The 12787-nt window shown below is 68.8% G+C and carries 12 protein-coding genes; 7 read left to right on the top strand and 5 right to left on the bottom strand.

The window, feature by feature from the left end; all coding sequences use genetic code 11:
- The first annotated feature begins 28 nt into the window (after positions 1-28).
- The 6 genes from sucD to lpdA all read left to right on the top strand — a co-directional run bounded on the left by sucD (position 29) and on the right by lpdA (position 8447).
- Positions 29-931 (top strand): succinate--CoA ligase subunit alpha, encoded by a 903-nt coding sequence (sucD, locus tag AUL34_RS19635; protein WP_061937737.1) that lies wholly within the window; start codon positions 29-31, stop codon positions 929-931.
- A gap of 238 nt (positions 932-1169) precedes the next feature.
- Positions 1170-4175 (top strand): 2-oxoglutarate dehydrogenase E1 component, encoded by a 3006-nt coding sequence (locus AUL34_RS19630; RefSeq protein WP_061937735.1) that lies wholly within the window; start codon positions 1170-1172, stop codon positions 4173-4175.
- Positions 4176-4228: 53 nt separating this feature from the next.
- Positions 4229-5491, top strand: coding sequence for a 2-oxoglutarate dehydrogenase complex dihydrolipoyllysine-residue succinyltransferase (odhB, locus tag AUL34_RS19625; protein WP_061937731.1), 1263 nt, complete (start codon positions 4229-4231; stop codon positions 5489-5491).
- A 186-nt stretch (positions 5492-5677) separates the two neighbouring features.
- On the top strand, positions 5678-6442 hold the full coding sequence (locus AUL34_RS19620; protein ID WP_156421022.1) for an SDR family oxidoreductase: 765 nt from the start codon (positions 5678-5680) through the stop codon (positions 6440-6442).
- A gap of 166 nt (positions 6443-6608) precedes the next feature.
- Positions 6609-7007: an MAPEG family protein gene (locus tag AUL34_RS19615; protein WP_061937728.1), complete on the top strand. Its 399-nt coding sequence runs from the start codon at positions 6609-6611 to the stop codon at positions 7005-7007.
- A 24-nt stretch (positions 7008-7031) separates the two neighbouring features.
- Positions 7032-8447 carry a dihydrolipoyl dehydrogenase gene (gene lpdA / locus AUL34_RS19610; protein WP_061937726.1) on the top strand — a complete coding sequence of 472 codons (1416 nt, stop codon included), beginning with the start codon at positions 7032-7034 and terminating at the stop codon, positions 8445-8447.
- A gap of 72 nt (positions 8448-8519) precedes the next feature.
- On the opposite strand, the gene AUL34_RS19605 is transcribed toward lpdA, so the two are convergent.
- The 4 genes from AUL34_RS19605 to AUL34_RS19590 form a co-directional block, all read right to left on the bottom strand.
- A complete protein-coding gene (locus AUL34_RS19605; protein ID WP_061937723.1) occupies positions 8520-8759 on the bottom strand; it encodes a hypothetical protein in 240 nt (79 codons plus the stop codon).
- A gap of 74 nt (positions 8760-8833) precedes the next feature.
- Positions 8834-9130 carry a hypothetical protein gene (locus AUL34_RS19600; RefSeq protein WP_061937720.1) on the bottom strand — a complete coding sequence of 99 codons (297 nt, stop codon included), beginning with the start codon at positions 9128-9130 and terminating at the stop codon, positions 8834-8836.
- A 124-nt stretch (positions 9131-9254) separates the two neighbouring features.
- Positions 9255-10334, bottom strand: coding sequence for a TraB/GumN family protein (locus AUL34_RS19595; protein WP_244492655.1), 1080 nt, complete (start codon positions 10332-10334; stop codon positions 9255-9257).
- Positions 10335-10465: 131 nt separating this feature from the next.
- Positions 10466-11425 carry a tyrosine recombinase XerC gene (locus AUL34_RS19590; RefSeq protein WP_061937718.1) on the bottom strand — a complete coding sequence of 320 codons (960 nt, stop codon included), beginning with the start codon at positions 11423-11425 and terminating at the stop codon, positions 10466-10468.
- A 184-nt stretch (positions 11426-11609) separates the two neighbouring features.
- Between AUL34_RS19590 and AUL34_RS19585 the strand changes: the two genes are divergently transcribed.
- Positions 11610-12044: an OsmC family protein gene (locus tag AUL34_RS19585; RefSeq protein ID WP_061937715.1), complete on the top strand. Its 435-nt coding sequence runs from the start codon at positions 11610-11612 to the stop codon at positions 12042-12044.
- Positions 12045-12173: 129 nt separating this feature from the next.
- Here AUL34_RS19585 and AUL34_RS19580 read toward each other — a convergent pair whose 3' ends face one another.
- Positions 12174-12620 carry a Fur family transcriptional regulator gene (locus AUL34_RS19580; RefSeq protein WP_061937712.1) on the bottom strand — a complete coding sequence of 149 codons (447 nt, stop codon included), beginning with the start codon at positions 12618-12620 and terminating at the stop codon, positions 12174-12176.
- Positions 12621-12787 lie beyond the last annotated feature (167 nt).

Here is a 12787-nt window from a genome sequence, read left to right as displayed (position 1 = left end):
GAAATCCGCTGGGAGCCCTGCGCACCACATGTCCATTCTCGTCGATAAAAACACCAAGATCATCGTGCAGGGCCTGACCGGCAAGACCGGCACGTTCCACACGGAACAGGCGCTCGCCTATCACGGCACGCAGATGGTCGCCGGCATCCACCCGAAGAAGGGCGGTGAGACCTGGACCGGATCGAAGGGCGAGAGCCTGCCGATCTACGCCACGGTCGCCGAGGCCAAGGACGCCACGGGCGCCAACGCGTCCGTGATCTACGTGCCGCCCGCCGGCGCCGCCGACGCCATCATGGAGGCGATCGAGGCCGAGGTGCCCTTCATCACCTGCATCACGGAAGGCATCCCGGTGCTCGACATGGTGCGCGTCAAGCGCCGCCTGGAAGGCTCCAAGTCGCGTCTGCTCGGCCCCAACTGCCCCGGCATCATGACCCCGGACGAGTGCAAGATCGGCATCATGCCGGGCTCGATCTTCAAGAAGGGCAATGTCGGCATCGTGTCGCGCTCGGGCACCCTGACCTACGAGGCGGTGTTCCAGACCACGAACGAGGGTCTCGGCCAGACGACGGCCGTCGGCATCGGCGGCGATCCGGTCAAGGGCACCGAGTTCATCGACGTGCTCGAGATGTTCCTCGCCGACGACGAGACGAAGTCGATCATCATGATCGGCGAGATCGGCGGCTCGGCCGAAGAGGACGCCGCCCAGTTCCTGATCGACGAGGCCAAGCGCGGCCGGAAGAAGCCGATGGCGGGCTTCATTGCGGGCCGCACGGCGCCCAAGGGCCGCACCATGGGCCATGCCGGCGCCGTGGTGTCGGGCGGCAAGGGCGACGCGGAGTCCAAGATCGCCGCAATGGAGGCGGCGGGTATTCGCGTGTCGCCCTCGCCGGCGCGGCTCGGCAAGACGCTGGTGGAAGTCCTCAAGGGCTGAAAACGCCCCGCCCCGGGGCGCGATCATTCGATTTTTAACGATCGCGCCCCTATCTGACCGGATTGATACCGCATACCAGCCGCGCGGCGTTCGGGCCCCGCGCGGCCGTCCCCCAGCGGGGCGTCTGTTCAGCCGAACGCGTTCGAGTGAGCGGCGGAGAGTCCCAAGGCCCTCCGCCTCCGATCATCTTCCAGGGAGACGGCGTCCGCGAACCGGCGGGGGCCGCTTTGTCACCATCATGGCACGCAATCCGGCGAACGAGTCCTTCGCGGCGACCTCCTTCCTCTACGGCGGCAACGCCGATTACATCGAGACGTTGGCTGCCGCCTACGAGCGCGACCCGTCCTCGGTCGCTGCCGAATGGCGCGAGTTCTTCGGCCAGGTCGCCGACGACAAGGCCACGGTGGTCAAGAACGCCGACGGCCCGTCCTGGGGCCGCGCCAACTGGCCGGTGACGCCGAACGGCGAGCTCGTCGCAGCCCTCGACGGCAACTGGGGCGAGGCGGAGATCCGCGTCGAGAAGAAGCTTCGCGACAAGGCCGCTGCCGCGCCGAAGGCCGAGGCCCCGTCCGAAGCGGCGATCCTGCAGGCGACGCGCGATTCGGTGCGCGCCCTGATGCTGATCCGCGCCTATCGGGTGCGCGGCCACCTCCACGCCAAGCTCGATCCGCTCGGCCTCGCCGCGCCGGAAGACGACTATCACGAGCTGAGCCCGGAGAACTACGGCTTCACCGAGGCCGATCTCGACCGCAAGATCTTCATCGACAACGTGCTCGGCATGGAGTTCGCGACCGTCCGCCAGATGGTCGAGATCCTCACGCGCACCTATTGCGGCACCGTCGGCGTCGAGTTCATGCACATCTCCAATCCGCTGGAGAAGCAGTGGATCCAGGAGCGGATGGAAGGGCCCGACAAGGGCGTCGAGTTCACCGACCAGGGCAAGCGCGCCATCCTCAACAAGCTGATCGAGGCGGAAGGCTTCGAGAAGTTCATCGACGTCAAGTACAAGGGCACCAAGCGCTTCGGTCTCGACGGCGGCGAGGCGCTGATCCCGGCGCTCGAGCAGATCATCAAGCGCGGCGGCCAGCTGGGCATGAAGGAGATCGTGCTCGGCATGGCCCATCGCGGCCGTCTCAACGTGCTCGCCCAGGTCATGGGCAAGCCGCGCCGCGCCATCTTCCACGAGTTCAAGGGCGGCTCCTACAAGCCGGAGGACGTCGAGGGCTCGGGCGACGTCAAGTACCACCTCGGCGCCTCGGCGGACCGCGAGTTCGACAACAACTCCGTTCACCTCTCGCTGACGGCCAACCCCTCGCATCTCGAGATCGTCAACCCGGTCGTGATGGGCAAGGCGCGCGCCAAGCAGGACCAGCTCGGCGGCGGTCGCACCCGCACCGAAGTGGTGCCGCAGGAGGTGCGCAACCAGGTGCTGCCGCTCCTGATCCACGGCGACGCGGCCTTTGCCGGCCAGGGCGTCGTGGCCGAGTGCTTCGGCCTGTCGGGCCTCAAGGGCCACCGCGTCGGCGGCACGCTGCACTTCATCATCAACAACCAGATCGGCTTCACCACCAATCCGCGCTTCTCGCGCTCCTCGCCCTATCCGTCGGACGTGGCGAAGATGGTCGAGGCGCCGATCTTCCACGTCAACGGCGACGATCCGGAAGCGGTGACCTATGCCGCGAAGATCGCGATCGAGTACCGGCAGACGTTCCACAAGCCGGTCGTGGTCGACATGTTCTGCTACCGCCGCTTCGGCCACAACGAGGGCGACGAGCCCGGCTTCACGCAGCCGATCATGTACCGCAAGATCCGCGAGCACAGGACGACGCTCGAGATCTACGCCAAGAAGCTCGTTGAGGCGGGCGTCCTGTCGGATGCCGACGTCGAGGCGCGCAAGGCCGAGTTCCGCACGCAGCTCGACGGTGAGTACGAGGCCGGCCAGAGCTACAACCCGAACAAGGCCGACTGGCTGGACGGCGCGTGGTCGGGCTTGCGCCGGGCCGACGGCGAGGACGAGCAGCGCCGCGGCACGACCGGCGTCCCGGTCAAGACGCTGAAGGAACTGGGACAGAAGCTCACCGAGGTGCCGGAGGGCTTCGAGGTCCACAAGACCATCGGCCGCTTCCTCGACAACCGCGCCAAGCAGATCGAGACCGGCGAGAACCTCGACTGGGCGACCGGCGAGGCGCTGGCCTTCGCCTCGCTGCTTGCGGAGGGCACTCCGATCCGCCTGTCGGGCCAGGATTCGGAGCGCGGCACGTTCTCGCAACGCCACTCGGTGCTCTACGACCAGCGCGACGAAAGCCGCTACATCCCGCTTTCGCACCTCGCCAAGGGTCAGGCGAACTACGAGGTCATCAATTCGATGCTCTCGGAGGAGGCCGTGCTCGGCTTCGAATACGGCTACTCGCTCGCCGAGCCCAATGCGCTGACGCTGTGGGAAGCGCAGTTCGGCGACTTCGTGAACGGGGCGCAGGTCGTGATCGACCAGTTCATCTCCAGCGGAGAGGCCAAGTGGCTGCGCATGTCGGGCCTCGTGATGCTCTTGCCGCACGGCTACGAGGGCCAGGGTCCGGAGCACTCCTCGGCGCGCCTCGAGCGTTTCCTGCAGCAGTGCGCACAGGACAACATGCAGGTCGCCAACGTCACGACGCCGGCGAACTACTTCCACATCCTGCGCCGGCAGATGAAGCGCGACTTCCGCAAGCCGCTGATCCTGATGACGCCGAAGTCGCTCCTGCGCCACAAGCGCGCGACCTCGGACCTCTCCGAGATGGCGGGCGACACCTCGTTCCATCGTCTCCTGTGGGACGACGCCGAGATGAAGCCGAACTCGGTCTCGGTGAAGCTCCGCAAGGACAAGGACATCCGCCGCGTCGTCCTGTGCACGGGCAAGGTGTACTACGACCTTCTGGAGGAGCGCGAGAAGCGGGGGGTCGACGACATCTACCTTCTGCGCGTCGAGCAGCTCTATCCGTTCCCGGCCAAGGCGCTGATCAACGAGCTGTCGCGCTTCAGGCAAGCCGAGATCGTCTGGTGCCAGGAGGAGCCCAAGAACATGGGCGCCTGGAGCTTCATCGAGCCCTATCTCGAATGGGTGCTCGACCGGATCGGCACGGAGAAGCGCCGGGCGCGCTACGCCGGGCGCCAGGCGGCGGCCTCGCCCGCCGTCGGCACCATGTCGAAGCACATCGCCCAGCTCGAAGCCTTCCTCGAGGAAGCGCTGGGGAACTCGGCGGCCTGAGGGCCGCCTTCCCCCGTCTTTCCCGGCACTCCCCTTTTTCAGATGAGACCCCGATGAGCACCGAAGTCAAAGTTCCGACCCTTGGCGAATCCGTCACCGAGGCCACGATCGGCCAGTGGTTCAAGAAGGCCGGCGACACCGTCGCGCAGGACGAGACGATCGCCGAGCTGGAAACCGACAAGGTAACAGTGGAAGTCCCGGCGCCGGCCGCCGGCGTCCTGTCGGAAATCCTCGTCAAGGAAGGCGAGACGGTCGAGGTCGGCGCGCTAATCGCGGTGATCGGCGAGGGTGCCGCCAGCGGTGCTTCGGCGCCGAAGGGCGACGCCGCGAAGGCCGAGACGCCGAAGACCCCCGAGCCCGCGGCGACTCAAGGCTACGGCAACGCTTCGACCGCGCCGGCCGCCCCTGTTACGAACCAGGGCGGCACGCAGCCCGCTCCCTCGGCCGCCAAGCTGATGGCCGAGAAGGGGCTTTCCGGCTCCGACGTCGAGGGCTCCGGCAAGCGCGGCCAGGTGCTGAAGGGCGACGTGATCGACGCGATCGCCAAGGGTAGCTCCGCTCCCGCGCAGGCCAAGGCCCCGGCCGCGCCCCGTCCGGCCTCCTCGGCCGACGACGCGTCGCGCGAAGAGCGCGTGCGCATGACGAAGCTCCGCCAGACCATCGCGCGCCGCCTCAAGGACGCGCAGGACACGGCGGCGATGCTCACCACCTTCAACGAGGTGGACATGTCGGCGGTGATGTCGCTGCGATCCAAGTACAAGGACCTGTTCGAGAAGAAGCACGGCGTGAAGCTCGGCTTCATGGGCTTCTTCACCAAGGCGATCACGCATGCCCTGAAGGAAATCCCGGCGGTGAACGCCGAGATCGACGGCACCGACATCATCTACAAGAACTACGCCCACATCGGCATGGCCGTCGGCACCGACAAGGGCCTCGTGGTGCCGGTGATCCGCGACGCCGACCAGATGTCGATCGCAGAAGTCGAGAAGGAGCTCGGTCGCCTCGCCAAGGCGGCACGCGACGGCCAGCTGACGATGGCCGACATGCAGGGCGGCACGTTCACGATCACCAACGGCGGCGTCTACGGCTCGCTGATGTCGACGCCGATCCTGAACGCGCCGCAGTCCGGCATCCTCGGCATGCACAAGATCCAGGAGCGTCCGATGGCGATCGGCGGGCAGGTCGTCATCCGCCCGATGATGTATCTGGCACTGTCCTACGATCACCGCATCGTCGACGGCAAGGAGGCGGTGACCTTCCTGGTGCGGGTCAAGGATTCGCTCGAGGATCCCGAGCGTCTGGTCCTCGATCTCTAAGGACCGGACGGCGGACGCCGGCGGGGTCCACCTGGCGGCGTCCCCTCGACAGGGGTTCGCGCAACCCCGAAACCTTCGCTCTCAATGTTTCACGTGGAACAATGGCCGGAGCCAGGATGAGCCGAAACCCCCTCGAACGCTCCCTCGCATCGGCGCTGCCGGCCTTTCCCGCCGACGCATCGGGGGGTGCTCGTGTCTGAACGGGTCCTGATCGTCACCGGCGGCTCGCGCGGCATCGGGGCGGCGACCGCCCGCCTCGCAGGTGTGGCCGGCTACGTCGTGCTCGTGAACTACGCGGCCAATCGGGCGGCCGCCGAGGCGGTCGCCGACGATATCCGCGCGGGTGGCGGGCGGGCGGAGACCGTGTCAGGCGACGTCGGCTCGGAGGCGGATGTCCACGCGATCTTCGCTGCTGCCGAACGGCTGGGACGACTTGCCGTTCTCGTCAACAATGCCGGCGTCGTCGACCAGCCCGCCACCGTCGCCGACATGGATCTCAAGCGCCTCGAGCGCATGTTCCGGATCAACACGATCGGCTCCATCCTTTGCGCGCGCGAGGCCGTGCGGCGCATGTCGACGAGCCGGGGCGGGGAGGGCGGCGTCATCGTCAACCTGTCGTCGGCCGCCGCCAAGCTCGGCGCGCCGGGTCAGTACGTCGATTACGCGGCCGCCAAGGGCGCGATCGACACGTTCACGGTCGGGCTCGCCAAGGAGGTCGCGGGCGAAGGCGTTCGGGTATGCGCCGTGCGCCCCGGCATCATCGAGACCGACATCCATGCCTCGGGCGGCTTGCCCAACCGCGTCGCCGAGATGACGCCGGGCCTTCCGATGCGTCGGCCGGGGAGCGCGGAGGAAGTCGCCCGTGCCATCCTCTGGCTGGCCTCCGACGAGGCGAGCTACTCCAGCGGGGCGATCCTCGACGTGTCCGGCGCGCGGGCGATCCTGCCGTGACGAGGCGCGGCGGCCCCGTCCTCAGCGCCCAGGCTCCCGAAACCTCCGCATCCGGACCCGCCGCCGACGCGAGCGCGTCGACGCGTCCGGTTCCCTTCGTCGGCCGGCGTTCCAAGTCTTCGGCGATGGGGCGCGCCCGGCGCCTCGCAGCGGAGGCTCGCCCGACATGACAACCCTTCCCACCGAACTCGTCCTTCTCGGCTGGTCCGTCCTCCTCCTGGTGGCGCAGATCATGCTGCAGGGGCAGCTGGCGACGCGCGAGCGCGGCCTCGACTGGAACGCGGGCGCGCGCGACGGCGAGGCGAAGCCGCTCGGGACCCATGCCGGCCGCGCGGCGCGCTCGCTTGCCAACTTCCAGGAAACCTATCCCGCCTTCGTGGCCCTCGCCCTCGGGCTCGCCGTCTCCGGGCGCACGGGCGGGATCGGCGAATGGGGCGCGATCCTTTGGTTCGTCGCGCGCATCGCCTATGTGCCGCTGTATCTTCTCGGCATCCCCTATCTGCGCAGCCTCGTCTGGGCCGCCTCCATGCTCGGCCTCCTCCTGATGCTGATCCGCTTCCTCTAGACATTTCAACGACCGGAAAAACCCATGTCCGACACCTCCTCCTTCGATCTCGTCGTCATCGGCTCCGGCCCCGGCGGCTATGTCGGCGCCATCAAGGCCGCCCAGCTCGGCCTCAAGGTCGCCGTGGTGGAGAAGCGCCAGACCTATGGGGGCACCTGCCTCAACGTCGGCTGCATCCCGTCCAAGGCGCTGCTCCACGCCTCCGAGATGTTCGCCGAAGCCAGCCACTCCTTCGCCGATCTCGGCATCAAGGTCGCGCCCGAGCTCGACTTGGCCACCATGCTCGGCCACAAGGACAAGACGGTGAAGGCGAATGTCGACGGCGTCGCCTTCCTGTTCCGCAAGAACAAGATCGAGGGCGTCATCGGAACGGGGCGCATCGTTCGCGCCGGGGAGGTCGAGGTGACGGGCGCGGACGGCGCCAAGCGCACGCTCCTGACCAAGGCGATCTGCATCGCCACGGGCTCCGCCGTTGCCGGCATTCCGGGTCTCGACGTCGCCTTCGACGGCGAGACGATCGTCTCCTCCGACCATGCGATCGCGCTGGGGAAGGTGCCGGCCTCGATCGTCGTGGTCGGCGGCGGCGTGATCGGGCTGGAGCTCGGCTCGGTCTGGTCGCGGCTCGGCGCGCGCGTCACCGTGGTCGAGTATCTCGACAAGATCCTCGGCGCGATGGACGGCGAGGTGTCGACCCAGTTCCAGAAGCTTCTCGTGAAACAGGGCTTCACCTTCAAGCTCGGCGCCAAGGTCACGGCCGTCGAGAAGACGGGCTCGGGCGCTTCCGTCACCTTCGAGCCGGCCAAGGGCGGCGCGGCGGAGGTGCTGGAGGCCGAGGTCGTGCTGATCGCGACCGGCCGCCGGCCGTTCACCGAAGGCCTCGGCCTCGACGAGGCGGGCGTCCAGCGGGACAAGGCGGGCCGCGTCGAGATCGACGCGCACTACCAGACGAACGTTCCCGGCATCTACGCCATCGGCGACGTGGTGAAGGGCCCGATGCTCGCCCACAAGGCCGAGGACGAGGGCATCGCGCTCGCCGAGATCCTCGCCGGCCAGGCCGGCCACGTGAACTACGGAGTCATCCCGTCCGTGGTCTACACCTCGCCGGAGATCGGCTCCGTCGGGAAGACCGAGGAGGAGCTGAAGGCCGAAGGGGTCGACTACAAGGTCGGCAAGTTCCCCTTCATGGCCAACGGGCGCGCCCGCGCCATGCTCCACACCGACGGCTTCGTGAAGATCCTCACCGACGCGCGCACCGACAAGGTGCTGGGCGGGCACGTCGTCGGCTTCGGCGCGGGCGACCTCATCGCCGAGATCGCCGTCCTGATGGAGTTCGGCGGCTCGGCCGAGGATCTCGCCCGCACCTGCCATGCCCATCCGACGATGTCGGAAGCCGTGCGCGAAGCGGCCTTCGCGGCCTTCGCCAAGCCGATCCACGTCTAAAGGCGCAAGCCACTACGAAACGCGAAAGGGGCGGCGCATCCGATGCGCCGCCCCTTCTTTTTCAAGGCCGTGTCAGGCGTTGCCGCCGGCCCAGAACCCCTGATCGAGTGTCAGCCGAGCGACCTCGCGCCGCTCCCCGTCGAGCACGCGGACGTGGTCGCCCCACTCGTCGGCGAAGCCCGAACGCGTCAGCACCTCGCGCACAGCGCCCACGGCCTGCTCGTCCGTCACCGCGTTCAGAGCGTCGTGGAACGGCCCAGGCACCCAGGCCGACCCTTCCACCCGTCCCGTTTCGATCCGGTATCGCGACATCCGTTCATCCTCCCGAGATGGACCAAGGGCCGGAGTGTGGACCCATAAGCGGGCCCTGTCACCCTTCCTGTTGGTCAGGAGCGGCGACCCTCGACGCAGCGGCTATAGGCGCGATCGCCGTCCCGCTCGGCCTGGCGCAAAGCGAGAGCGTTCGATCCGAACCCGTCGCGGGCATCGGACAGGTTCTCGTAGGTGTTGCGCGCGGTCTGGTCGGCGTAGTTGCGACAGCCCGGTCGCACCGGCGGACGATAGGACCTTTCGGCAAGCCCCAGCGTCGGGGCATCGGCCGGCCTGCCGTCGTAGGCAGGACCGTCCACCGACGTGCAGCCGGCAAGGGCGAGGAGGGCCAGAAGCGGAAGGGCACGGCGCATGGGAAACCTCCGGGCTGAAGCCGCCTTGCGCGAACGGCGCCGGGCGAAAGCGCCCGCGGCTGACAGGTCCCTCCGGAAACTCGGCGCTCGCGGCTGCAGTTCCCCGCGGTTTCGTTGGCCGCGATCAGTCGGCGCGCGTCACCGTCCATCCGTCGCGGGCGAGCGCCGCCACGAGACCGGTGTCGCCCGGCAGATGGAGCGCGCCGACCGCGACGAAACGTCCACCTTTGGCCAGGAGCGGCTGGAGACGCTCGGCCATCAGCGCGTTGCGCCGATGCACGACGCGGTCCTCGAAAGCCTGCGTGACGGCGAGCGAGCTCGCCTCGTCCGTGCCGGACGGCAGCGCGCGCTCGGTGGCCGGTCCGATCAGCGCGATCCGCCCCTCCAGATACAGATCGATCATGGTCTCGAAGATGTCGGGCAGCTGGTCGGCGATCGCGATGCTGGCGACGAGGTTGTCCGCCTGAAGGTCGAGCGGCATCGAGGCGAGGGCCTCGAGCTGCTCGCCGGCGCTTTCCAGCCCGTCCAGCTCGCGACCCTCGGCGCGCGCCCGGCGGGCGATGGCGACATCGAGCACCACCGCGCCGCCCGCCGCCCGGCTCGTCTCGCAGTCCGGCATCATCAGCCCGGCCGCGACGAACCAGGGCTGCAGCCGGGCGATGGCGGCCGAGGGCGTGCCCCGCGCCTCGAGCACGGAACTGACGCGCGCCATGTCCTCGGCGCCGAGAACCTCAGCCAGCGTCCGGCCCGGCGGCAGCGTCGTCAGATCGGCGCGCGACAGGAGCGTCGCGCCCATCCGCTGGGGGTCGAGAATGTCGGTCGTCTCGATCACCACCCCTTGCGAGGCGGCGAAGGCGGCCTCGGCGGCCGGCGGCAGGGCGAGGATGCGGGGGTCCGACAGGTGCATGGTGCCGAACAGGAAGGAGGGCGCCAGACCCTCGCGCTCCACCCGGAACAGCCGGCCCTCGCCATGCGGGGTTGCGGCGGCTTCGCGCACGAGCGCGGCCATCTCGCCCTTCGCTTCGAGAGCGGGCAGGAGGCTGCGCCCCTCGTGGCAGGCAAGGACCTCCGTCGGCCGCTCCTGCGCATCCGCCGCCGAGACGGCGGCTGCCATCAGGAGCGCGACGCAGAGAAGCAGCGGAAAGAGGTGCGGAAGCGCCGTGAGGATCATCGGCAGGACGCTGCGCAGGGGGCGTTTCGTCATCGGACCTCGGGCTCCGGTGAGAAGGGTCTCGGCCGGGCCCGTTGCCGCCGACGGCGCAGCGAGGGCCGCGCTGCGCTTTCTCTACCGGGGAAATCCGACGAAATGCTGAAAGGCGTCGCGGCGGCGTGTCGTCAGGCGGTTCGGGCCCGCCGGGCGCGGGGATGCGCCGCCTCGAAGGCTTCGGTGAGCCGCCCCCCGTCGACCGCGGTATAGATCTGCGTCGAGGACAGCGACGCATGGCCGAGGAGGTCCTGGATCGTGCGCAGGTCGCCGCCCTTGGCAAGGAGGTGCGTCGCGAAGGAATGGCGCAGCGCATGGGGTGTCGCCGAATCCGGCAGACCGAGAAGACCGCGCAGCCGCGCCATCTCGGCCTGGATGATCTGCGGCCGCAACGGACCGCCGCGCGCGCCGCGAAACAGGGGGGCGCCGGCCCCGAGATCGAAGGGGCAGAGCCGGCGGTAATCGCCGACGGCCGCGTGGACGGCGGGCAGGAGCGGCACCAGCCGCTGCTTGCGGCCCTTGCCGGTCACCGTCATCGAGCGCGCCGTCTCATCCGCCAAGGCATCACCCTCCAGCCCCAACGCCTCGGAGATGCGAAGCCCGCAGCCGTAGAGGAGCGTCAGCACCGCGACGTTGCGCGCGGCGATCCAGGGCATGGAGGCCATGGCGCCGGCCTCTTCGGTCACCGCCAGCGCGTCGCCGACCGGCAGCGGTCGCGGCAGGGACTTCGGTTGCTTCGGCGCGCGCATCGCGGCCGGTCCCGCCGACGAGGCGAGGCCCTCGCGCTCGAGATGCCTGACGAAGGAGCGGATGCCCGACAGGATGCGGTTGAGGCTTCGCGGGCCCATCCCATCGCGCCGCCGCTCGGCCAGAAAGGCGCGTAGATCCGCGGCCGAGAGGGCGGCAAGATCCCCCGGCTCGGCGGGCCGCCCGTGGTAGCGGCCGAGGAAATGTAGGAACTGGCGAACGTCCCGCTCGTAGGCGTCGAGCGTCAGCTGGCCCGCATGGCGCTCGGTTCCCAGCCGCTCCAGCCAGGCCGTCTTCAGCGCCAGAAGCGGGGCGGTGGCCGGGACAAGCAAGGGCTCGGACATGGGCGGTGCTCCCGTGGCGTCGTGCGATGAGGATCACCTGAACGCGAGAAGGTAAAGGGATCGTTGCGGCTGGACGCGGCGCGCCCGGGACCCATTTCGCGAAAGGTGTCCAGGCATCCCGGACCGGGAGCCTGGCCCCAAGACCCAGCAACCGCCATGAGCGGCTCACGAAGGGAAGAGACCCATGAAACGTCATGCCACCGCCATCTGGAACGGCGCGCTCGCGGACGGGCGCGGAACGCTGACCACCCAGTCGGGCGCGCTCGACAACCAGGGCTATTCGTTCAAGGCCCGCTTCGAGGACGAGAGCGGCAAGTCGGGCACCAATCCCGAAGAGCTTCTCGCCGCCGCCCATGCCGGGTGCTTCGCGATGCAGCTGTCGCACTTCCTGGCGGAGAACGGCACGCCCGCGGACGAATTGAAGGCGCGTGCCGTGGTCAGCGTCGAGCAGGCCGACGGCGGCTTCGAGGTCCGCTCCTCCCGCATCACGCTCGAGGCGCGCGTTCCCGGCATCGAAGCCGCGACGTTCCAGGAACTGGCCGACAAGGCCAAGGCGGGCTGCCCGATCTCCAAGGCGCTCGGCGCGATCGAGGTGAGCCTCGACGCCAAGCTGGTCTGAGACCGTCGGGGTTCGCCAAGCGCGGCGAGCCCCGCGTCACCCGACGGGCTCCGTGATCTCCGCTTCACCGGGCATTCCACCAGGCGGCGCCTTGTGCCGGACACCAGGGCGGCCCTCGCCGGGAATGCTCTAGTCCCGGCGGCGCTTGCGCCCGTAGAGCTCCAGCCGATGAAAGACGATCTCGTAGCCGAGCGAGCGGGCGACCTCGTCCTGCAATGCCTCGATCCGCTCGGACGAGAATTCGATCACGTCGCCCGTATCGACGTCGATGAGGTGGTCGTGATGCGCACCGTCCGCCTGCTCGAAGCGGGATGGGCCATTGCCGAAGGCGTGTCGATGTATGGCGCCCTTCTCCTCCAAGAGCCGCATCGTCCGGTAGACGGTGGAGAGCGAGATCGACGGATCGAGCGCGGAGGCCCGCCGGAAGATCTCCAGCGCGTCGGGATGATCGGGATGATCGCGCAGGATGCCGAGGATCGTGCGGCGCGGCCGCGTGATGCGCACGCCCGCCTCGCGCAGGAGCGTCTCGTAGTCCGGCTTCGGCGAGCCGTGCGGCGAAGAGCGTGTGGTCGTCATCGCCGTTTCTTAGACGATCACGGGGTGCGGGAAAACGGGGAAGGGTGGGGCGTGTGGCGCAGCCCCCCGCGGAACGGGTGTGCGTGTGGACCAGGGTGGTGCGCGGTTCCGCCTTCAAATCCGGTCCCCGGGATATGAGGGGCATAGATTCCAACGTCTCCGCCCCC

The organism is Aureimonas sp. AU22, assembly GCF_001463745.1.
In the GTDB taxonomy this organism is placed as follows: Bacteria; Pseudomonadota; Alphaproteobacteria; order Rhizobiales; family Rhizobiaceae; genus Aureimonas.
The sequence above is the reverse complement of the archived record's forward strand: the minus strand, read 5'-3'. Positions and strand labels throughout refer to the sequence as shown.

Excerpts from the sequence above, each read along its gene's own strand:
- sucD (WP_061937737.1), top strand. The coding sequence starts at position 29 with ATGTCCATTCTCGTCGATAAAAACACCAAGATCATCGTGCAGGGCCTG.
- AUL34_RS19630 (WP_061937735.1), top strand. The coding sequence starts at position 1,170 with ATGGCACGCAATCCGGCGAACGAGTCCTTCGCGGCGACCTCCTTCCTC.
- odhB (WP_061937731.1), top strand. The coding sequence starts at position 4,229 with ATGAGCACCGAAGTCAAAGTTCCGACCCTTGGCGAATCCGTCACCGAG.
- AUL34_RS19615 (WP_061937728.1), top strand. The coding sequence starts at position 6,609 with ATGACAACCCTTCCCACCGAACTCGTCCTTCTCGGCTGGTCCGTCCTC.
- lpdA (WP_061937726.1), top strand. The coding sequence starts at position 7,032 with ATGTCCGACACCTCCTCCTTCGATCTCGTCGTCATCGGCTCCGGCCCC.
- AUL34_RS19605 (WP_061937723.1), bottom strand. The coding sequence starts at position 8,759 with ATGTCGCGATACCGGATCGAAACGGGACGGGTGGAAGGGTCGGCCTGG.
- AUL34_RS19600 (WP_061937720.1), bottom strand. The coding sequence starts at position 9,130 with ATGCGCCGTGCCCTTCCGCTTCTGGCCCTCCTCGCCCTTGCCGGCTGC.
- AUL34_RS19595 (WP_244492655.1), bottom strand. The coding sequence starts at position 10,334 with ATGACGAAACGCCCCCTGCGCAGCGTCCTGCCGATGATCCTCACGGCG.
- AUL34_RS19590 (WP_061937718.1), bottom strand. The coding sequence starts at position 11,425 with ATGTCCGAGCCCTTGCTTGTCCCGGCCACCGCCCCGCTTCTGGCGCTG.
- AUL34_RS19585 (WP_061937715.1), top strand. The coding sequence starts at position 11,610 with ATGAAACGTCATGCCACCGCCATCTGGAACGGCGCGCTCGCGGACGGG.
- AUL34_RS19580 (WP_061937712.1), bottom strand. The coding sequence starts at position 12,620 with ATGACGACCACACGCTCTTCGCCGCACGGCTCGCCGAAGCCGGACTAC.